This is a genomic window from Vogesella perlucida, from assembly GCF_979366545.1.
In genome coordinates, this window is record NZ_CEETRO010000004.1 from 157619 (window position 1) to 179259 (window position 21641).

Below are 21641 nucleotides of genomic sequence, written 5' to 3' on the forward strand. Positions count from 1 at the left end.
CTTGATTGTACGCCTGTCGGCTTAGCCTGCCTTGACGCAATCCACGCAATAGACTTTCTGGCCGTCTACCAGGGTGGCTACCAGGCCGTGTACGTCGGTTTCAAAGCCGGGCAGCTGGCTATTGAAGGCTTGTACAAAGCGCAGGTAGTCGACGATGGTGGTGTTGAACACTTCGCCCGGAATCAGCAGCGGGATACCTGGCGGGTACGGGGTGAGCAGCACGGCGGTGACGCGGCCTTCCAGCTGGTCTACCGGCACGCGCTCGATCTCGCGGTGCGCCATCTTGGCAAACGCATCTGCCGGGCGCATGGCCGGCTCCATATCCGACAGGTAGATTTCGGTGGTGAGGCGGGCGATATCGTGCTCGCGGTACAGGCTGTGAATCTTCAGGCACAGGTCTTTCAGGCCCACGCGCTCGTACTGCGGGTACTTGGCGACAAATTCCGGCATCACGCGCCACAGCGGCTGGTTTTTGTCGAAGTCGTCCTTGAACTGCTGCAGCAGCGAGATCAGCGTGTTCCAGCGGCCTTTGGTAATGCCGATGGTAAACATGATGAAGAAGCTGTACAGGCCGGTTTTTTCCACCACCACACCGTGTTCGGTCAGGTATTTGGTAACGATGGCGGCCGGGATGCCCAGCTCTTCAAAGCTGCCGTCCAGCGACAGGCCCGGGGTCAGCAGGGTTGCCTTGATCGGGTCCAGCATGTTGAAGCCGTCTTCGATGCCGGCAAAGCCGTGCCAGCTGTCTTCCGGTTTCAGCGTCCAGTCGATCGGGTCGCAGATGCCGTCATCAGACAGCGCATCCGGGCCCCACACGCGGAACCACCAGTCGTCGCCGTATTCTTCGTCTACCTTGCGCATGGCGCGGCGGAAGTCCAGGGCTTCTACCAGCGATTCTTCTACCAGCGCCTGGCCACCTGGCTGTTCCATCATGGCGGCGGCGACGTCGCAGCTGGCGATAATGGCGTACTGCGGGCTGGTGGAGGTGTGCATCAGGTAGGCTTCGTTGAAGCTCATGGTGTCCAGCTTGCGGTTCTCCGGGTCCTGTACCAGGATCTGCGAGGCTTGCGAAATGCCGGCCAGCAGTTTGTGGGTGGACTGGGTGGAGAAGATCATCGATTCCTTGCAGCGCGGGCGGCCTTCGCCGATGGCGTGGAAGTCGCCGTAGAAGTCGTGGAAGCTGGCGTGGGGCAGCCAGGCTTCGTCGAAGTGCAGGGTGTCCACTTCACCATCCAGGATGCCCTTGATCTCTTCCACGTTGTACAGAATGCCGTCGTAGGTGGATTGGGTAATGGTCAGGATGCGCGGCTTGGCGTTCGGGTTCTTGGCCAGCGCTTCGCGGGCGAAAGGGTTGGCCGCAATCTTGGCGCGGATGCTGTCCAGCGAGAACTCGCTTTTCGGAATCGGGCCGATGATGCCGTAATGGTTGCGCGTGGGCATCAGGAACACCGGGATGGCACCGGTCATCATGATGGCGTGCAGGTTGGATTTATGGCAGTTGCGGTCTACCAGCACGATGTCGCCGGCGGCCACGGTGCTGTGCCACACGATCTTGTTACTGGTGGAGGTGCCGTTGGTGACGAAGAACAGGTGGTCACTGCTGAAAATACGCGCGGCGTTGCGTTCGGAGGCGGCTACCGGGCCGGTGTGGTCCAGCAGCTGGCCGAGTTCGTCTACCGCGTTGCACACGTCGGCGCGCAGCATGTTTTCGCCAAAGAACTGGTGGAACATCTGGCCTACCGGGCTTTTCAGGAAGGCCACGCCGCCGGAGTGGCCAGGGCAGTGCCAGCTGTAGGAGCCGTCGTAGGCGTAGTTCACCAGCGCACGGAAGAACGGTGGCGCCAGGCTGTCCAGGTAGGATTTGGCTTCGCGGATGATGTGGCGTGCCACGAACTCCGGCGTGTCTTCGTGCATGTGGATGAAGCCATGCAGCTCGCGCAGGATGTCGTTGGGAATGTGGCGTGCGGTGCGGGTTTCGCCGTACAGGTACACCGGGATATCCGGGTTGCGGCGGCGGATTTCCGCGACAAAGCCGTACAGGCCGCCCAGCGCGGTTTCGGCCGAGTCGTCGGTGTGGAATTCCTCGTCATCGATGGACAGGATAAAACCGGCAGCACGGCTTTGCTGCTGTGCGAACGAGGTGAGGTCGCCATAGCTGGTGTAGCCAATGACGCTCATGCCCTCGGCTTCGATGGCGGCGGCCAGTTCACGAATACCGGAACCACTGGTGTTCTCGGAGCGGAAGTCCTCGTCGATGATGACGATGGGAAAGTGAAAACGCATACCTGAGTCCTTGTTGCTGTTAACTCGGACACATCAGGCTGCCGTGAGGCTGCTTGGGCAGAGCGTGAACCACGCCGGGTGCGGCGGCGCGGTCCTGAGCACCTGTAACGCCAATGCTGGCCTTCGCGGCGGGGCCGGAAGTGTCACTCGGTGCGCGTTGGGGCACAGTTCTGTACGTACGACGAGATGCCGCCGCCCTGGATGGCTGGCCTTGAGGCGCGATTGTTTATCCGCCATGCACTGCACGACGGAACAAAGGGGCGCTTTGCACCGCGGTCCGCACTGGGAGGCTCGCCTCCTTCACGTCTGCCGGCTTAGGGTGTTGTCGTCCGGGTGGCCTGGATGAGGTTGGCCGCAACGGAAAACACCTTCGAATAACCCAAGAAAGCGCGCATTGTAGCGGCATTGTGGGCGTTTATGTTGCACGGCAGTATTACAGGCAGAAAAAGTTTTTGTCTGCGCGTGCAAGGTAGGTGGGTGGCTGTGTGATTTGATCAAAAACCTTGCCGGAACAAGCGTTTGCTAGCCGGTGCTGTCGGTGTCCGCCGGGGGCGGGCTGGCGGGGGGGCGGCGCTTTTTCCACAGCCGGGGCGCGGCGCGCAGCAGAATACTGCCGCTGGCCAGCAAGAGCAGCAGCGCCAGCGGTAGGGCAACCAGATAGGGAGCCCACAGGACGGCTGCGGCCAACGCTATCAGCACCAGGGCAATGCTGGCAAAAGCCCTGGCTTCGCTGTCTTCCACACTGCGTGTACCGCGGATGGCGCTATCCAGCGCATCCCCCAGCCGTGCGGCCTGGCGGGCCGCAGCTGCGGCGCTGGCGGCTGCGTGCTGGCGTAGCGGCAGGCGCGGGCCTTGCTGACGGGGTTTGGCCAGGGCTGGCCGCTTGTGCGTGCCGCTCAGCACGACCTCGGTAGCGTTGTCGATGTCCTGCAAAAAGCGCGTTTCCATCTGCGCGGCCAGGCTGTGGTCTTCTATCGCTACGTCCAGCTCGCGGTTGGCCAGCCAGCTGGAAATATTCAGGTTGGTGGAGCCAATGCGTGCCCAGCGGCCATCTGCCACGGCGGTCTTGGCATGGATCATGGGCCCGTTCCATTCGAACACGCGCACACCGGCTTCTAGTAGCGGGCGGTACAGCGTGCGCGAGACGGTGGCGATCCAGCCGATATCGCTGCTGCGCGGTACCAGCAGGCGCACGTCCACGCCATCGTGGGCGGCGTTGCACAGTGCGCTCAGGTAGGCGCTGGTGCCCATGAAGTAGGCATCGGTCAGCCACAGCCGCTCACGGGCGAAGCCGGCAATCAGCAGGTCCAGCCGCATCAGCTTGGCGGTAGACGGGGTGGTGGCGATCAGCCGTGCGCTCACCTGACCCGCTGGCTCAAGGTTGGCCGCCAAGCTGGGCAAGGGCTCGCCGCAGGCCGCCCAGCTATCGGCAAAGGCGGCGATGGCGTCACCCAATAGCGGGCCGCGCAGGCGTAGCCCCGTGTCGCGCCAGTCTTGCCAGTGCGAGCTGATGCACAATCCGCCGATAAACGCCGTATCGCCATCCACCACAATCAGCTTGCGATGATCGCGCCCCAGCAGGCTCAGGCCACTGCGCCAGCCGGGGGCTTGCCAGGCGCGTACCTGTGCGCCAGCCGCTAGCAGGGGAGTGAAGAAGCCGCGGTAGTGTTCGCGCCAGCAGCCCAGCCAGTCGTACAGCACATAGACCCGCACGCCTTGCGCCAGACGCTCCAGCAGCAAGCCGCGCAGTTGCTGGCCGAATTCGTCGTCGGCAAACAAATACATCTCGATCAGGATGCTGTCCCTGGCGCTGGCAATACTGTCCCACCAGGCCTGGAAATTGGCCTCGGAATCAAACAGCACGTCGATCTGGTTACCTGCCACCAACGGTGCGCCAGCCGAGCGCGCCAGTGCCTGTTCAGCCAGCTGGCGGAACAGTGTGTCCTGTGTGGATGCGGTATGATGCGATGCCATTTGTTTATTGTCTGACAGTATTAAAAATCCATTATTTTGTAGGGGTCCGGCCATCAGCCAGGCAAGTCGTTTTTTTGAATGTTGGTGTCTCTAAATTGTAAAGTGACGTGCGGGTAATCCCGTATTCTGTAGTGGTAAAATTACAATAAGTCTTTGTTTATTAAATGATAATGCGTCGCACAAAAAGCGGTTGCAGGGTCAGCATTCTTGACCTTAGAATCGAAACATTCGCATCACATTATAAGCAGGGACAAAAGATGGACAGACAGCGCTGGCTGGAGGGCACTTTATACAGCCCGGATTTCGAACAAGACAGCTGTGGTTTCGGCCTGATCGCCCAACTGGACGACAAGCCTTCGCACTGGCTGGTCAATACCGCCATATCATCCTTGGCCAAACTCACCCACCGCGGCGCGGTCGCTGCCGATGGCAAATCGGGTGACGGCTGTGGCTTGCTGTTCCGCAAGCCGGACGGCTTTCTGCGTGAAGTCGCCGCCGAAGCCGGTTTTGCCTTGAAGGCAGTGTACGCCGCAGGCCTGGTGTTTGCCCACCCGGATGCCGCCCAGGGCGAGCGTAGCCGCAACCGGCTGAAAGAATTCCTGGAAGCCCAGGGCCTGGAGGTGGCCGGCTTCCGCGAGGTGCCTATCGATATCGGCGCCTGTGGCGAGCAGGCCATGGCATCGTTGCCTAGCTTCTACCAGGTATTTGTAAACTGCCCCTTCGGCATGGACGAGCTGTCGTTCCAACGCCGCCTGTATATGGGTCGTCGCCAGGCTGAAAAAGCCAACAAGGCAGACGACCCTTATTTTTATCTGCCGACGCTGTCGCCGCACACCCTGTCTTACAAGGGCCTGGTCACGCCGGATAACCTGCACAAGTTCTATCTGGACTTGTCCGACCCGCGTTTCGAGTCCAGCCTGGCGGTATTCCATCAGCGCTTCTCCACCAATACCTGGCCGCAGTGGAAGCTGGCGCAGCCGTTCCGCTTCCTGGCGCACAACGGCGAGATCAACACCGTTCAGGGTAACCGCAACTGGGCCCGTGCGCGCGAACGCATCATGACCTCGCCGCACATCGATATGGACGCCATTCGCCCTATCGTGCAAACCGACGGCTCCGACTCCATGAGCCTGGACAATATGCTGGAAGGCCTGCTGATGGGCGGCATTCCGCTATTCCGTGCGCTGCGCCTGTTGGTGCCGCCGGCATGGCAGAACGTGGACTCCACCGATAAAGACCTGCGTGCCTTCTACGAATTCAACTCCATGCACATGGAGCCCTGGGACGGCCCGGCCGGTATCGTACTGACCGACGGCCGCTACGCCGGCTGTATGCTGGACCGTAACGGCCTGCGCCCGGCGCGCTGGGTGCTGACCAAAGACAATATCCTTACCATCGCTTCCGAAGTGGGCGTCTGGGACTACAAGCCGGAAGACGTGGTGAAAAAAGGCCGCGTGAAGCCGGGCCAGCTGTTTGCTGCCGACCTGCAAACCGGCGAGATCCTGTACCCGGAAGACATCGATGCACAGCTGAAGTCGGCCAAACCGTACCGCCAGTGGATCAAGGACGCCGGCTCGCGCCTGGAGCTGTCCATCGAGGACGATGCCGGTCTGGAAGCGTGGCCGAAAGACCAGCTGCTGACCTACCAGAAGCTGTTCAACATCAGCTTTGAAGAGCGCGACCAGATCCTGCGCGTGCTGGCAGAAGACGGCCAGGAAGCCGTGGGCTCCATGGGCGATGACACCCCGATGGCCGTGCTCAGCCAGAAGGTACGTTCGCCGTTTGACTACCTGCGCCAGCAGTTTGCCCAGGTGACCAACCCGCCGATCGACCCGATCCGCGAAGCCATCGTGATGTCGCTGAACACCGTATTCGGCCCCGAGCGCAATATGTTCGAGGAAACCGCCGAGCACGCCAAGCGCCTGGAAGTGCGCAGCCCGGTGTTGTCGCGCGAGAAGTTCATCCGCATCACCACGCGTACCGAGCCGTACCTTAAAGCCACCACTTTCGACCTGTGTTTCGACCCGGCTGAACGCACACTGCAACAGGCCATCGAGCGCCTGGCCGCGCACGTGGTGGAAGCTGTACAGGAAGGTACCGTTATTGTGGTGCTGTCCGACCGCACCATTGCGGCCAACCGCCTGCCGATCCCGGCACTGTTTGCCGTTGGCGCGGTGCATCACGCGCTGATCGACGCCGGCCTGCGCTGCAAGTCCAACATCATTGCCGAAACCGGCACCGTGCGTGACCCGCACCAGATGGCCTGTCTGCTGGGCTACGGTGCGACCGCCGTTTACCCGTACCTGGCTTACCAGACTATCGTGGACCTGGTGGCCACCGGTGACGTGAGCCTGCGCGTGAACGAGGCGCTGCAGCATTATCGCAAAGGCATCAACAAGGGCCTGATGAAAGTGCTGTCCAAGATGGGTATTTCCACCATCGCCAGCTACCGTGGTGCCCAGTTGTTCGAAGGCATCGGCTTGCATGAAGACCTGGTGAAGCTGTGCCTGAAGGGGACGGTGTCGCGTATTTCCGGCGCCAGCTTCGAGGACTTCGAAGAAGACCAGAAGCTGCTGTCGCGCCTGGCATTCAACCCGATGCGCCCGGTGACCCACGGTGGCCTGCTGAAATACGTGCACGGTGAGGAATACCACGCCTACAACCCGGACGTGGTGATGACGCTGCAAAAAGCGGTACAGAACACCGACTACGACGCTTACAAACAGTACGCCGAGCTGGTGAACACCCGCCCTGTGGCCATGTTCCGCGACCTGATGCAGCTGAATTTTGAAGGCGTGACACCGATTGCCATCGACGAAGTAGAGCCGGTGGAAAGCATCCTCAAGCGCTTTGACTCTGCCGGTATGTCGCTGGGCGCGCTGTCGCCAGAAGCGCACGAAGCCATGGCGACCGCCATGAACCGCCTGGGTGGCCGCTCGAACTCCGGCGAAGGTGGCGAAGACCCGGCGCGTTACGGCACCGAGAAGATGTCCAAGATCAAGCAGGTGGCGTCCGGCCGTTTCGGCGTAACGCCGCACTATCTGGTGAACGCCGAGGTACTGCAGATCAAGGTAGCCCAGGGTGCCAAACCAGGCGAAGGCGGCCAACTACCGGGCGACAAAGTGTCCCCGCTGATTGCCAAGCTGCGTTGCTCCAAGCCAGGTATCAGCCTGATCTCGCCGCCGCCGCACCACGATATTTACTCCATCGAAGATCTGGCCCAGCTGATTTTCGATTTGAAGCAAGTGAACCCTAAAGCGCTGGTGTCGGTAAAACTGGTGGCCGAGCCAGGCGTGGGCACCATTGCCGCCGGTGTGGCCAAGGCCTATGCCGACCTGATTACCATCTCCGGTTACGACGGTGGTACCGGTGCCAGCCCGCTAACCAGCGTGAAATACGCCGGTAGCCCGTGGGAGCTGGGCCTGACCGAGGCACAGCAGGTACTGCGTGCCAACGGCCTGCGCGGCCGCGTACGGGTACAAACCGACGGTGGTCTGAAAACCGGCTTGGACGTGATCAAGGCGGCCATCATGGGTGCCGAGAGCTTCGGCTTTGGTACCGGCCCGATGGTCGCGCTGGGCTGCAAGTTCCTGCGTATCTGCCACCTGAATAACTGCGCCACCGGCGTGGCCACCCAGGAAGTGAAGCTGCGTTCCAAGTACTTCATCGGTCTGCCGGAAATGGTGATGAACTACTTCCTGTTCATCGCACAGGAAACCCGCGAGTGGATGGCCAAGCTGGGCGTGCGCAATATGGAAGAGCTGATCGGCCGCATGGAGATGCTCACCCTGCAGGACGGCAAGACCAGCAAGCAGCAGCGTCTGGACCTGTCGCCGCTGCTGTCGCAAGGCACCGTGCCGGACAGCGTGCCACGCTTCTGCGTGAGCGACTCCAACCCGTCCTTCGACAAGGGCGAGCTGGCCGAGCAGATCCTGGTAGATGCACTGCCGGCGATCAACAACAAGCAGATGCTGGAGTTGAACTACCCGATCGAGAACATTCACCGCTCCATTGGCGCCCGCCTGTCTGGCGAAATCGCCCGTGTACACGGTGCAGCCGGTCTGCCGTTTGGCTGCCTCAAGGTGAAGTTCACCGGCTCCGCCGGCCAGAGCTTTGGCGTGTGGAACGCGCCGGGCCTGCACCTGGAGCTGGAAGGCGATGCCAACGACTACGTGGGCAAAGGCATGGCGGGTGGCCGCGTGACCATCTACCCGCCAAAAGGCGCTGCGTACCAGTCGGACGAGTCCATCATCATCGGTAACACCTGCCTGTACGGCGCCACCGGTGGCCAGCTGTTTGCAGCGGGTGTGGCGGGCGAGCGCTTTGCCGTGCGTAACTCCGGCGCCCTGGCGGTGATCGAAGGCGCGGGCGACCACTGCTGCGAATACATGACCGGCGGTAGCGTGATTGTGCTGGGCGAGACAGGCTACAACTTTGGTGCCGGCATGACCGGGGGCTTTGCCTTCGTGTACGACCGTGCCGAGAAGTTTGCCTACCGTTTCAACAACGAGCTGGTGGATATCAACCTGATCAACGGTGAAGCGATGGGCATGTACCGCGCCTACCTGCTGGAGAAAATCGCCAAGCACGTGGAGCTGACCGGCTCGGAAACCGGCCGCGCCATGCTGGAGAACTTCGACGATTACGTCGACTACTTCTGGCTGGTGAAGCCTAAAGCGGCCAAGCTGGAAAGCCTGCTGAAAGACTGATAGGGACGGGCGGGTTGGTCCGCCCCTTGATAGCAATAAAAGCACCTTGCGGCCAACGTTGGCCGCAGGGGCAAAGGACAAGTGATCATGGGTGACGTTTTCCAGTTCATGAAGCTCTCGCGCAACCCGGGCGACAAAGTAGAAGTTGCCGTGCGCAAGATCGAATTCAAAGAGATTTATACCCCGCTGCACGCGGTAGACGCGGGTGAGCAGGCAGGCCGCTGCCTGTCCTGTGGCAACCCCTACTGCGAGTGGGAATGCCCGGTGCACAACTACATCCCCAACTGGCTGAAGCTGGTGAAGGAAGGCAAGCTGTTTGAGGCGGCCGAGATGTCGCACAAGACCAATAGCCTGCCGGAAATCTGCGGCCGCGTGTGCCCGCAAGACCGTTTGTGCGAAGGCGCGTGCACGCTGGAGCAGGGTGGCTTTGGCGCCGTGACCATCGGTAGTGTAGAAAAATTCATCACCGATGAAGCCTACAAAGCCGGCTGGCGCCCGGATATGTCCAAAGTGGTGTGGACTGACAAAAAAGTGGCCATCATCGGCGCCGGCCCGGCTGGCTTGGCCTGTGCCGACGTGCTGGTACGCAATGGCGTGCGCCCGGTGGTGTTTGACCGCTACGAAGAAATCGGCGGCCTGCTCACCTTCGGCATCCCCGAGTTCAAGCTGGAAAAGAGCGTGGTGAAGCGTCGCCGCGAGATCATGGAAGGCATGGGCGTCGAGTTCCGCCTCAATACCGAAATCGGCCGCGATGTGGAAATCGAAGACCTGCTGGCGCAGTACGACGCCGTATTCATGGGCATGGGCGCCTACAAGTACATGAAGGGCGGGTTTGAAGGTGAAAACCTGCCGGGCGTACTGGAAGCGCTACCGTTCCTGATCAACAACGTGCGCCAGTGCCTGGATACCCTGCCAGCTGGCGATGCACCGCTGTCCATGGCGGGCAAGCGTGTAGTGGTGCTGGGTGGTGGTGACACCGCCATGGACTGCAACCGCACCTCCATCCGCCAGGGCGCCAGCAAGGTGATCTGCGCCTATCGCCGTGACGAGGCCAATATGCCGGGTTCCAAGCGCGAGGTGGCCAACGCCAAGGAAGAGGGCGTGGCGTTCCTGTGGAACCGCCAGCCTATGGGCGTAGAGCAGGCCGCCGATGGCAGCTTGCGCCTGAAACTGGCCGAAACCCGCCTGGGTGCGCCAGACGCTAAAGGCCGTCGTAATGCCGAAATCGTGCCTGGCAGCGAAGAAGTGATCGAGTGCGACCACGTCATCGTCGCCTTCGGCTTCCAGGTAGAAGCTGCCAGCTGGTTCGAGCGCCAGGGCATTGCCAGCAATGCACAGGGCCGTACCGTGGCCCCGGCCAATGGCCACTTCAAGCACCAGACCAGCAACCCGAAAATCTTCGCCGGTGGCGACCAGGTGCGCGGTGCCGATCTGGTGGTGCGCGCGGTATTCGAAGGCCGTCAGGCCGCAGAAGGCATGCTGTCCTACCTGCAAGTCTGGTAAGCCCTGCGCGGCTTCGCGCTGTATTACCCAACCCCTCTTGCCTGGCAAGAGGGGTTTTTCGTTTGTCAGGGCCATGCCAGCACCATGCCGCTGACAAAATCTTGCGGCACCCCCTCTTGAAAAGCGGCTATGCCGTCCCTATGATTAGCACTCGTCAGGGCAGAGTGCTAATGCACCTGTCCGCTATCGCTGAATTGATAGGTAATCATCTTTCAACAGCCACTGCTATTAGGAGAGTCAAATGGCAATTCGTCCTCTGCACGATCGTGTTGTTATCAAGCGCCTCGAGGCTGAAGAAAAAACCGCCTCCGGCATCGTTCTGCCGGGCGCCGCAGCTGAAAAACCAGACATGGGTGAAGTGGTTGCCGTAGGCAACGGCAAGATCCTGGAAAACGGCGAACGCCGTGCGCTGGAGCTGAAAGTTGGCGACAAGGTTATCTTCGGCAAGTATTCCGGCCAAACCGTCAAGGTTGACGGTGATGAGCTCCTCGTTATGCGCGAGGAAGACGTGATGGGCATCGTTGAGTAATCCGGGCCGCATCCCTCTTATCAAACTGATTCTGGAGAATTTCAAGCATGGCAGCTAAAGACGTACGCTTCGGCGATTCCGCCCGCGCAAAAATGGTAGTGGGTGTCAACATTCTGGCTGACGCCGTTAAAGTGACCCTGGGCCCGAAAGGCCGCAACGTGGTGCTGGACCGCTCGTTCGGCGCCCCGACCATCACCAAGGATGGCGTATCCGTGGCCAAAGAAATCGAATTGAAAGACAAGTTCGAAAACATGGGCGCCCAGATGGTGAAAGAAGTCGCTTCCAAGACTTCCGACGTTGCCGGTGACGGTACCACCACCGCTACCGTACTGGCCCAAGCTATCGTGCACGAAGGCATGAAGTTCGTGACTGCCGGCATGAACCCGATGGACCTGAAGCGCGGCATCGACAAAGCCGTTATCTCGCTGGTAGGCGAGATCGCCAAGATCGCCAAGCCTTGCGCCACCACCAAGGAAATCGCCCAGGTAGGCTCCATCTCCGCCAACTCCGATAGCGATATCGGCGAAATCATTGCTACCGCAATGGAAAAAGTCGGCAAAGAAGGCGTGATCACCGTTGAAGACGGCAAATCGCTGCAAAACGAGCTGGATGTGGTAGAAGGCATGCAGTTCGACCGCGGCTACCTGTCCCCATACTTCATCAACAACCAGGAAAAACAGATTGCCGCACTGGATAATCCGTTCATCCTGCTGTTCGACAAGAAAATCTCCAACATCCGCGACCTGCTGCCTGTACTGGAGCAAGTCGCCAAGTCCGGCCGCCCGCTGCTGATCATTGCTGAAGACGTAGAAGGCGAAGCGCTGGCTACCCTGGTAGTGAACACCATCCGTGGCATCCTGAAAGTCGTTGCCGTGAAAGCCCCGGGCTTTGGCGACCGTCGCAAGGCCATGCTGCAAGACATCGCTACCCTGACCGGCGGCACCGTGATTGCAGAAGAAGTGGGCCTGACCCTGGAAAAAGTGACCCTGGACATGCTGGGCCAAGCCAAGCGTGTTGAAGTGGGTAAAGAAAACTCCACCATCATCGATGGCGCAGGCGATGCCGCACTGATCCAGGCGCGTGTTGCCGAGATCCGTCAGCAAATCGAAGCCGCCACTTCCGACTACGATCGTGAAAAACTGCAAGAGCGCGTGGCCAAGCTGGCCGGCGGTGTTGCCGTGATCAAGGTTGGCGCTGCGACCGAAGTGGAAATGAAAGAGAAGAAAGCCCGCGTGGAAGACGCGCTGCACGCTACCCGTGCGGCAGTGGAAGAAGGCGTGGTACCTGGTGGTGGTGTGGCCCTGCTGCGCGCTCGTTCTACCCTGGCCGATCTGGAAACTGCCAACGCCGACCAGGCTGCTGGCGTGAAGATCGTGCTGAAAGCCATCGAAGCCCCGCTGCGCCAGATCGTGCAGAACGCCGGTGACGAGCCATCCGTGGTAGTGAACAAGGTGCTGGAAGGCAAAGGTAACTTCGGTTACAACGCTGCCACTGGCGAATACGGCGACATGCTGGAAATGGGTGTACTGGATCCAGCCAAAGTTACCCGCTCCGCGCTGCAACACGCCGCTTCTGTAGCTGGCCTGATGCTGACCACCGACTGCATGGTAGCCGAGCTGCCGGAAGACAAGCCTGCCATGCCAGACATGAGCGGCATGGGTGGTATGGGTGGCATGGGCGGCATGATGTAAGCTGCCTCGCCCCTGCGAAGCCTGAACCCCGCGCCACGGCGCGGGGTTTTTCTATGCGGCAAAACAATGCGGCCAACCTGTCACCGGGTTGGCCGCATTGTTTTGCCCGCTCAGTCTGGCACAATGCCGGCTTTATCTTGTGGAGCGTCAACATGAAACGATCAGATTTGCTCAAGGCGCTGGACGGCAAGCTGGAGCCATGGCGCTTCAAGGACTATGCCCCCAACGGTCTGCAAGTAGAAGGCTGCGACGAGATCCGCCGTGTGGTCACCGGCGTCACCGCATCGCAAGCGTTGATTGATGAAGCTATCCGCTTGCAAGCCGATGCCATTCTGGTGCACCACGGTTATTTCTGGAAAAGCGAGGCGGCAGCCATTACCGGTATTAAGCGCCAGCGTATCGCGGCGTTGCTGCATAGCAACATCAACCTGTTTGCCTACCACCTGCCGCTGGATGCACACCCGGCGCTGGGCAATAACGCCCAGCTGGGCCAGGTGTTGGGTATGCAGAATGCGGCGCCGTCGCTGACCGAACCATTGATCTGGACCGGCGAGCTCCCCCAGCGCCTGACGGCGGAGGCGCTGAGCGCACACGTTGGCCGCAGCCTGGGGCGGGAAGCCTTGTTACTAGGGGACAAGGCGCGTAGCGTGCAGCGCGTGGCCTGGTGTACCGGTGGGGCGCAGGGTTATTTCGAACAAGCCATCGCTTTGGGCGTGGATGTGTTCATTACTGGCGAAGTGTCTGAGCAAAATCAGCATTTGGCTAATGAAACAGGCGTAAGCTTCATCGCGGCGGGCCATCACGCCACCGAACGCTATGGCGTGAAGGCGCTAGGCGAGTGGCTGGCGAACGATTTTGCCCTGGATGTGCAATTTATCGATCTCTTTAACCCGGTTTGAAAACTAAGCCCCTGTTGTCAATGAGGCGATTTGTCGCATATGCGCTTCAAGTTCCCTCATGGAATCGGGTAGAATTGTAAAGTTTCAAGTTTATAGCTCGGTTTCCACGTTTGAGGATGACTGTAATGAGTGAACAACACGTTGATGCGGGGCGCCGTCGTTTTCTGACGGTGGCCACCAGCGCGGTTGGTGGTGTGGCGGCAGCCGGTGTGGCTGTCCCGTTTTTGATGAGCTTTGCACCTTCTGAGCGTGCCAAGGCTGCAGGTGCGCCAGTAGAAGTGGACATCAGCAAGCTGGAGCCGGGCCAGAAGATCAACGTCGAATGGCGTGGCAAGCCGGTATGGGTTCTGTCCCGTACACCTGAGCAGCTGAAAAACCTGTCGACTATCGAAGGTGATCTGCTGGACCCGAAATCGGAAGCGCCGCAGCAACCGGCGTACTGCCAGAACGCGACCCGCTCCATCAAGCCGGAAGTACTGGTAGCAGTGGGTATCTGTACGCACCTGGGCTGTTCTCCGACCCACCGCCCGGATCTGGCGCCTGCCGACCTGGGCCCGAAATGGGTTGGCGGTTTCTACTGTCCATGCCATGGCTCCAAGTTTGACTTGGCTGCCCGTGTCTACAACGGTGTGCCGGCGCCCAAGAACATGGAAATCCCGCCGCACAAGTACCTGACCGATACCACGCTGCTGATCGGCGATGACAAGTAAGCGAGGGGAAAATACATGAGCACTGGCCAAAAAATCCTCAATTGGGTGGATGAGCGTTTCCCGCTGTCCTCGATGATGAAAGAGCACGTCACCGAGTACTACGCCCCCAAAAACTTTAACTTCTGGTACTTCTTTGGTTCCCTGGCACTGCTGGTGCTGGTGATCCAGATCGTTACCGGTATTTTCCTCACCATGAACTACAAGCCGGATGGCACGCTGAATGGCGCTGGCATTCCGGTGGCGTTTGCTTCGGTGGAATACATCATGCGTGATGTGGCAGGTGGCTGGATCATCCGCTACATGCACTCTACCGGCGCATCCATGTTCTTTGTCGTGGTTTACCTGCATATGTTCCGTGGCGTGATCTACGGTTCCTACAAGCAGCCTCGCGAACTGGTATGGGTATTCGGTACCCTGATTTTCCTGGTGCTGATGGCCGAAGCCTTTATGGGCTACCTGCTGCCATGGGGTCAGATGTCGTTCTGGGGCGCACAGGTGATTGTTAACCTGTTTGCTTCCATCCCCGTGATCGGCCCGGATCTGTCTGTATTCATCCGTGGCGACTTCGTGGTGGGCGATGCAACCCTGAACCGCTTCTTTGCCCTGCACGTGATTGCGGTACCGCTGATTCTGCTGGCACTGGTGGTAGCCCACCTGATCGCCCTGCACGAAGTGGGTTCCAACAACCCGGACGGCGTGGAAATCAAGAAGCTGAAAGGTGAAGACGGCAAACCACTGGATGGCATTCCGTTCCACCCTTACTACACCGTAAAAGACGTGCTGGGTGTAGCAGTCTTCCTGATCGTGTTCTCGGCTATCGTGTTCTTTGCACCGGAAATGGGTGGTTACTTCCTGGAGCATCCGAACTTTGACCAGGCTGACCCGCTGAAGACTCCGGCGCACATTGCACCGGTATGGTACTTCACCCCGTTCTACGCCATCCTGCGTGCCGTACCGTCGTTTGCCGGTACCCAGGTATGGGGCGTACTGGCGATGGGCGCTGCCGTGGTACTGATCGCCTTCCTGCCGTGGCTGGATAAATCCCCGGTGAAGTCGATCCGTTATCGTGGTCCGAAGTTCAAGATCATGCTGACCCTGTTCATTACCGCCTTTATCGGTCTGGGTATTCTGGGTGCGCTGCCGTCTACCAACCTGCGTACTATCGTGGCTCAGCTGTTCTCCATCATCTACTTTGCGTTCTTCCTGGGCATGCCGTTCTATACCAAGAACGACGTGGGCAGCACACCGGTTCCGACCCGTGTGACCATGAGCACTCCGGCTCGCCAGGTACGCTTTGTAGTACTGGTGGTAGCAACGCTGGTGGCCGCTACCCTGTTTGCAAAATTCATCTGATAAAGGGGGCACTATGAACAAGACTATCCGTCAACTGGTTGCCGCCGTAGCCCTCATGGTTCCTGCTGTTGGTGCGTTTGCTGCGTCCGAAGGCCCTGCCCTGGAAAAAGCACCCATCAATATCCAGGATACCGAAAGCCTGCAGCGTGGCGCACAGACCTTTGTGAACTACTGCCTGTCTTGCCATTCGGCTAGCGCCATGCGCTACAACCGTCTGACTGACATCGGCCTTTCCGAAGACCAGATCAAGTCCAACCTGATGTTCACTACCGACAAAATCGGTGATCAAATGAACGTAGCCATGGACAAGAAAGATGCCAAGGCCTGGTTTGGCGCAACTCCACCGGACTTGTCCGTGATTGCGCGCTCGCGTGGTGCCGACTACCTGTACGGTTACCTGCGTGGCTTCTATCGTGATCCTAGCCGCCCAACCGGCTGGAACAACCTGGTATTCGACAAGGTTGGCATGCCGCACATTCTGTGGGAATGGCAAGGCGAGCAAGAGCTGCGTACCCATAAAGGCGCAGACGGTCACGAGGAGCACAAGCTGGAACTGGTGAAAGCCGGTACGCTGACCAAGCTGGAAAACGGCAAGGCTAATACTGCCGAGTTTGACAAGCGCATGGCCGACCTGACCAACTTCCTGGTCTACATCGGCGAGCCGGTGCAGGTGAAGCGTCATCAGGTGGGTTACACCGTGCTGCTGTATCTGTTCCTTCTGCTGCTGCCTTTCGCCTACTTCCTGAAGAAGGAATACTGGAAAGACATCCACTAGGCCATGTGCCGAGTGGGGCGGCTTGATGCTGCCGGTAAAACCCCCTTCGCTAGCGAAGGGGGTTTTTTACTGGGTGACAGATACATGGATTTCCCGGTTTTTCACTTTGTGTGGTATGGTTATTTTCTCTTTGTATTCATTGACTTATGCAACTTTTGTGGAAAGTGGCAGGTCAAAGGTGCTAGAATTGCCCGTTATTTGATCAACAAGCCTGTTTAAGGAATGAATGCCTCATGATGACCCTTTACTCTGGTAGTACTTGTCCTTTCAGCCAACGCTGTCGCATCGTGTTGTTCGAGAAGGGCATGGACTTCGAGATCATTGATGTGGATATTCACAACAAGCCTGAAGATCTGGCCGTGATGAACCCGTATAACGAGGTTCCGGTGCTGGTGGAGCGCGACCTGATTCTTCATGAATCCAACATCATCAACGAATACATCGACGAGCGTTTCCCGCACCCGCAGCTGATGCCTGCAGACCCGGTAATGCGCGCCCGCGCCCGTTTGTTCTTGTTCCGTTTCGAACAAGAGCTGTTTGTACACGTGAAAACACTGGAAAACGGTGCCAGCGGCAAAGAAGCCAACAAGGCACGCGAAGCCATTCGTGATGGCCTGGTGACGATTGCCCCGATTTTTGCCAAGCAAAAGTTCATGCTGGGTGACGAGTTCTCCATGATCGACGTGGCCATTGCCCCGCTGATGTGGCGCCTGGAGCACTACGGCGTAGATCTGGGCAAAAATGCGGCCCCAATCCTGAAGTATGCCGAGCGCCTGTTCCAGCGTCAGTCGTTTATCGATTCGCTGACGCCTGCAGAAAAGGCCATGCGCAAGTAATCGCGCTACCCGGCAGGCCAGCTGGGCACTTTGGCAGTTTTGCTGCCCGGTGTCAGGCTGGCCTGTTTTCATCTTGCCAGTAGAGGAGTTCCCACATGACAACCAGTACCAGGCCTTATCTGATTCGTGCCATCCACCAGTGGTGTACCGATCAGGGGCAGACACCCTATATGGTGGTGTGGGTCGATGAGAACGTACAGGTGCCGATGGAGTTTGTGAAAAACAACGAGATCGTTCTGAATGTTGGCTACGGGGCAACGCAGGGCCTAAATATCGAGAACGACTGGATTTCATTCTCGGCGCGTTTTGGCGGTATATCGCGTGAAATCTGGGTGCCGGTTGGCAATGTGCTCTCCATTTTTTCACGTGACTCTGGCGAGGGGATGGGTTTCGAGCTAGAAAAGCTTGCCGATGCGCCAGTACGCCCATCCGCAGTACCAGCCGCGCCCATCGAGGTGGCTGCTCCTGAAACGACGCGGGATGCTGAACCCCAGGGTGCCAAGATCATTACTTTTCCCGGGCGCCGTAGCTAGACGGTAGGCCCATGAAAAAACCGCCCGGTTAGCTGGGCGGTTTTTTTGCGGCCAAGCCAGTGGCTTGGCGGTGCTACTTACTCTACACGCTCGCCGTGCAGGACAACATCCAGGCCTTCGCGTTCTTCCTCTTCGGTCACACGCAGCCCCATTACCACATCCAGCAGTTTCAGCAGGATGTAGGTGACAATGGCGCAATACACAACAGTAGCACCTACGCCAATGGCTTGGGTCATCAGGTTGCCTTCTACACCACCGATTTCTTTTACAGCAAAGATGCCGGTCAGTAGCGCGCCAATGATACCGCCTACGCCGTGTACGCCAAACGCATCCAGCGAGTCATCGTACTTCAGCATGTGTTTCAGCGAGGTGGCGCTCCAGTAGCAGACGGCACCAGAGATCAGGCCAATGGCCAGCGCGCCCTTGGCATCCACAAAACCGGCAGCAGGGGTGATGGCAACGAGGCCAGCAACAGCACCCGATACGATGCCCAGTACCGAAGGTTTGCCTTTGGCGATCCATTCAGCCGCCATCCACGACAGGGCAGCCATACCAGTAGCAACCTGGGTGACCACCATGGCCATGGCGGCACGGCCATCCGCAGCAACTGCGGAGCCGGCGTTGAAACCGAACCAGCCAACCCACAGCATGGAAGCGCCGACCAGCGTCAGAACCAGATTGTGCGGGGGCATGGCTTCGCGGCCAAAACCGACACGTTTGCCCAGTACCAGCGCAGCTACCAAGCCAGCAATACCTGCGTTAATGTGTACAACGGTACCACCGGCAAAGTCCAGCACGCCATGGTCAAACATCCAGCCGCCAGGTGCCCATACCCAGTGCGCAACCGGCACATAAACCAGCAGAGACCACAGCGCCATGAAGACCAGCATGGTGGAGAATTTCATGCGTTCGGCAAACGCACCGGTAATCAGCGCCGGGGTGATGATGGCAAAGGTCATCTGGAAGATCATGAATACCGCTTCCGGAATGGTACCTGCCAACGGGTGAACGGTCAGTTTGCCTTCGTCTTTCAGAAAGAGCATGCCGTCCAGCAGGATGCGGTCCAGGCCACCAATCAGGCTGTTGCCGGGAGTGAAGGCCAGGCTATAACCGACTACAGTCCACAGTACGGTCATCAGCGCACAAATGGCAAAGCTTTGCATCAGGGTAGCCAGTACGTTTTTCTTTCGCACCATGCCGGCGTAGAACAGCGCCAGACCAGGGATGGTCATGAACAGTACCAGCGCGGTGGAGGTCATCATCCAGGCGGTATCACCCGCGCTGATGACTTTGGTTTCTACCAGGGTAGGGGCCCCATCGGCCAGCGCCGGGAAGGCTGTACACAGCGCACCGAGTGCCGCTAGCGAGAGTAGTTTCTTGCTCATTTTCTTGTCCTTTCAGCTAAGGCTTAAACGGCATCTGCGCCAGTTTCACCGGTACGGATACGAACCACTTGCTCCAGGTCGTATACAAAGATCTTGCCATCGCCGATCTTGCCAGTGCGGGCTGCCGTTTCAATAGCTTCCACCACCTGATCCAGCTGTTCATTGCTGATGGCGATCTCCAGTTTTACCTTGGGCAGAAAATCCACCACATACTCTGCACCACGGTACAGCTCGGTATGGCCTTTCTGGCGACCAAAACCTTTCACTTCGGTAACGGTAATACCTTGCACGCCGATGGCGGAAAGGGCTTCACGGACTTCGTCAAGCTTGAAGGGCTTGATAATGGCGCTGACCAGTTTCATGTTGGCTCCTTGGTGCTCAGTAATGAGTGAGTGTGACAAATTTGCCTATGCATGAACTGTGCCAGAATCGTATTTGTTTTATATTTCAAGTAATTGCAGCGGTTTCTGTTTTTGTATTCGATATATTCTTACAGTGTCGTTGGGTCTGTGTGCTGCTTGCCCGTTAATGGTGCGTTTGCGCTTATGCAGGGGAGGGCGCTTTTTGCTAAACTGCCCAGCATTCATCATGCCAAAGTCAAGGCGCCATCATGCTTAGCCAGAAACTGTTCGACGAAATCAGCAACAAAATCTCCGAAACCATCGCTGCCAGTCCGGCAAAAGATCTGGAAAAAAACGTCAAAGCCATGATGGCTGCCACGTTCAGCCGTATGGATCTGGTGACCCGCGAGGAGTTTGATATCCAGCAGGAAGTACTGGCGCAGACGCGTGCCCAGTTGACAGCGCTGGAGCGCCGCCTGATTGCGCTGGAAGCCCAGAGTGCCGCGCCTGCCAGTACGGATGCACCGGCAGAGCCTCTCTAGATCTGTATGTCGCTCGCGGTCTGTCTGAGCCGCGCGCTTGCCGGCGTCAGTGCACAGGAAGTCGCTGTCGAAGTGCATCTGGCGAATGGCCTGCCCGCCTTTACCTTGGTCGGCTTACCCGATACCGAGGTGAAGGAGAGTCGTGAGCGCGTGCGGGCAGCGATCATTCAGTCCGGCTTTGATTTCCCGGCCCGTCGCATTACGGTGAACCTGGCGCCAGCCGATTTACCTAAAGAGTCGGGCCGTTTTGATTTGCCTATTGCCGTAGGCTTGTTGGCTGCGGATGGTCAGCTACCTTTGCTGGCTTTGCCACAATACGAGCTTGCCGGAGAATTGGGCCTTGGCGGTGAACTGAGGCCTGTCCGTGGTGCATTGGCCATGGTGGCCGCCGCACGTGGCAGTGGACGGCGCTTTATCCTGCCCAGAATTAGTGCAGAAGAAGCCTCATTGGTGCAGGGGGTTGAAATTTATGCAGCCGATAGCCTGGTGGAGGTATGTGCCCACCTGGCCGGTATTAGTCAGCTTAGATTGTGCAGCCATCGCCAGAGTGTGCCTACCCAGCCGGTGTATCCCGACCTGAATGAGGTAAAAGGGCAGGGGCTGCCCAAGCTGGCTCTTGAGGTGGCTGCGGCAGGCGGGCATAGCCTGCTGATGCAGGGGCCGCCAGGTACGGGGAAATCCATGTTGGCCGCACGCTTGCCCGGTATTTTGCCTGCCATGACCCAGGATGAGGCATTGGAGAGTGCTGCGGTGCAGTCTTTGGGCAGTCAGGGGTTTGATGTGCGTTTGTGGTGCATCAGGCCCTATCGCCACCCGCACCATACGGCTTCGGCTGTGGCACTTGTCGGGGGCGGGCCGGATCCTCGCCCTGGCGAGGTTACCTTGGCGCACCATGGTGTACTGTTTCTGGATGAGCTGCCGGAGTTTGATCGCAAGGTCCTGGAGGTGCTGAGGGAACCTCTGGAGACCGGGGAGATTCATATATCCCGTGCCGCGCGCCAGGTATGTTATCCAGCGCGTTTTCAGCTGCTGGCGGCAATGAATCCCTGCCCATGCGGTTACCTGGGCCACGCACGGCGAGCTTGTCGCTGTACGCCGGAGCAGGTTTTACGCTATCGCGGTAAACTGTCGGGCCCTTTGCTGGACCGGTTTGACCTGATGGTAGAGGTGGGGTCATTGTCGCTGGATGAGCTGCAGACGCTACCTGAAGGGGAGTGTAGTGCCACGGTGCGCGAGCGTGTGGATGCTGCGCGACAGCGTCAGTGGGAACGACAGGGCAAGAGCAATGCCAGCTTGCACGGTGCAGAGTTGTCCTTGCACTGCGCGTTGTCGCCACCATTACAGCAGCAGCTGAATCAGCTGCTGGAAAAGCTGGATCTGTCTGCTCGTGCGTACCACCGTGTTTTGCGCGTGGCCCGCACATTGGCAGATCTGGCAGGAAGCCAGGAACTGTCGCGCCAGCATATCTTGCAGGCGGTACAGTTCCGGCGAGGGCTGGCCGGTTTTGGTGCTAGCAAATAACCAGCTTGGCAAGATTAAAATCAATATAGTGGGCTTATGAGTAACAGAGATTTGAAG

At 58.8% G+C, this 21641-nt stretch carries 16 protein-coding genes; 12 read left to right on the top strand and 4 right to left on the bottom strand.

All coding sequences use genetic code 11. The features are described from left to right. Positions 1-21: 21 nt before the first annotated feature. Together ACZ9XP_RS07415 and ACZ9XP_RS07420 are read right to left on the bottom strand one after the other, a co-directional pair. Positions 22-2283, bottom strand: a complete 2262-nt coding sequence (locus tag ACZ9XP_RS07415; RefSeq protein ID WP_147682535.1) for an arginine/lysine/ornithine decarboxylase — start codon at positions 2281-2283, stop codon at positions 22-24. 522 nt (positions 2284-2805) lie between these two features. Continuing rightward, a complete protein-coding gene (locus tag ACZ9XP_RS07420; protein ID WP_147682536.1) occupies positions 2806-4257 on the bottom strand; it encodes a phospholipase D-like domain-containing protein in 1452 nt (483 codons plus the stop codon). Between the two features lie 257 nt (positions 4258-4514). Here ACZ9XP_RS07420 and gltB point away from each other — a divergent pair, with 257 nt between their 5' ends. From gltB to ACZ9XP_RS07470, 10 genes are all read left to right on the top strand, one after another. Further along, positions 4515-8966 carry a glutamate synthase large subunit gene (gltB, locus tag ACZ9XP_RS07425; protein ID WP_147682537.1) on the top strand — a complete coding sequence of 1484 codons (4452 nt, stop codon included), beginning with the start codon at positions 4515-4517 and terminating at the stop codon, positions 8964-8966. An 87-nt stretch (positions 8967-9053) separates the two neighbouring features. Further along, positions 9054-10469: an FAD-dependent oxidoreductase gene (locus ACZ9XP_RS07430; RefSeq protein WP_465188224.1), complete on the top strand. Its 1416-nt coding sequence runs from the start codon at positions 9054-9056 to the stop codon at positions 10467-10469. 241 nt (positions 10470-10710) lie between these two features. After that, positions 10711-10998 carry a co-chaperone GroES gene (gene groES, locus ACZ9XP_RS07435; protein ID WP_147682539.1) on the top strand — a complete coding sequence of 96 codons (288 nt, stop codon included), beginning with the start codon at positions 10711-10713 and terminating at the stop codon, positions 10996-10998. A gap of 47 nt (positions 10999-11045) precedes the next feature. Then, positions 11046-12689, top strand: a complete 1644-nt coding sequence (gene groL / locus ACZ9XP_RS07440; protein ID WP_147682540.1) for a chaperonin GroEL — start codon at positions 11046-11048, stop codon at positions 12687-12689. Between the two features lie 152 nt (positions 12690-12841). Next, the gene (locus ACZ9XP_RS07445) at positions 12842-13588 is read left to right on the top strand and encodes a Nif3-like dinuclear metal center hexameric protein (RefSeq protein ID WP_147682541.1); all 747 of its coding nucleotides are present in this window, start codon (positions 12842-12844) and stop codon (positions 13586-13588) included. Between the two features lie 125 nt (positions 13589-13713). Next, a complete protein-coding gene (petA, locus tag ACZ9XP_RS07450) occupies positions 13714-14298 on the top strand; it encodes a ubiquinol-cytochrome c reductase iron-sulfur subunit (protein WP_147682542.1) in 585 nt (194 codons plus the stop codon). Between the two features lie 15 nt (positions 14299-14313). After that, positions 14314-15651, top strand: a complete 1338-nt coding sequence (locus ACZ9XP_RS07455) for a cytochrome b (RefSeq protein WP_147682543.1) — start codon at positions 14314-14316, stop codon at positions 15649-15651. A gap of 13 nt (positions 15652-15664) precedes the next feature. Beyond that, the gene (locus tag ACZ9XP_RS07460; RefSeq protein WP_147682544.1) at positions 15665-16426 is read left to right on the top strand and encodes a cytochrome c1; all 762 of its coding nucleotides are present in this window, start codon (positions 15665-15667) and stop codon (positions 16424-16426) included. A 233-nt stretch (positions 16427-16659) separates the two neighbouring features. Then, the gene (locus tag ACZ9XP_RS07465) at positions 16660-17262 is read left to right on the top strand and encodes a glutathione S-transferase N-terminal domain-containing protein (protein ID WP_026108187.1); all 603 of its coding nucleotides are present in this window, start codon (positions 16660-16662) and stop codon (positions 17260-17262) included. Between the two features lie 95 nt (positions 17263-17357). Continuing rightward, entirely contained in the window at positions 17358-17795 is a 438-nt protein-coding gene (locus tag ACZ9XP_RS07470; RefSeq protein WP_147682545.1) for a ClpXP protease specificity-enhancing factor, read from the top strand. A gap of 77 nt (positions 17796-17872) precedes the next feature. Here ACZ9XP_RS07470 and ACZ9XP_RS07475 read toward each other — a convergent pair whose 3' ends face one another. Then, positions 17873-19180: an ammonium transporter gene (locus tag ACZ9XP_RS07475; RefSeq protein ID WP_147682546.1), complete on the bottom strand. Its 1308-nt coding sequence runs from the start codon at positions 19178-19180 to the stop codon at positions 17873-17875. A gap of 23 nt (positions 19181-19203) precedes the next feature. Next, entirely contained in the window at positions 19204-19542 is a 339-nt protein-coding gene (glnK, locus tag ACZ9XP_RS07480) for a P-II family nitrogen regulator (RefSeq protein ID WP_017510221.1), read from the bottom strand. A 248-nt stretch (positions 19543-19790) separates the two neighbouring features. Between glnK and ACZ9XP_RS07485 the strand changes: the two genes are divergently transcribed. Together ACZ9XP_RS07485 and ACZ9XP_RS07490 are read left to right on the top strand one after the other, a co-directional pair. Next, entirely contained in the window at positions 19791-20063 is a 273-nt protein-coding gene (locus ACZ9XP_RS07485; RefSeq protein ID WP_147682547.1) for an accessory factor UbiK family protein, read from the top strand. 6 nt (positions 20064-20069) lie between these two features. Then, positions 20070-21584 (top strand): YifB family Mg chelatase-like AAA ATPase, encoded by a 1515-nt coding sequence (locus ACZ9XP_RS07490; protein WP_147682548.1) that lies wholly within the window; start codon positions 20070-20072, stop codon positions 21582-21584. The last annotated feature ends 57 nt before the right edge of the window (positions 21585-21641 follow it).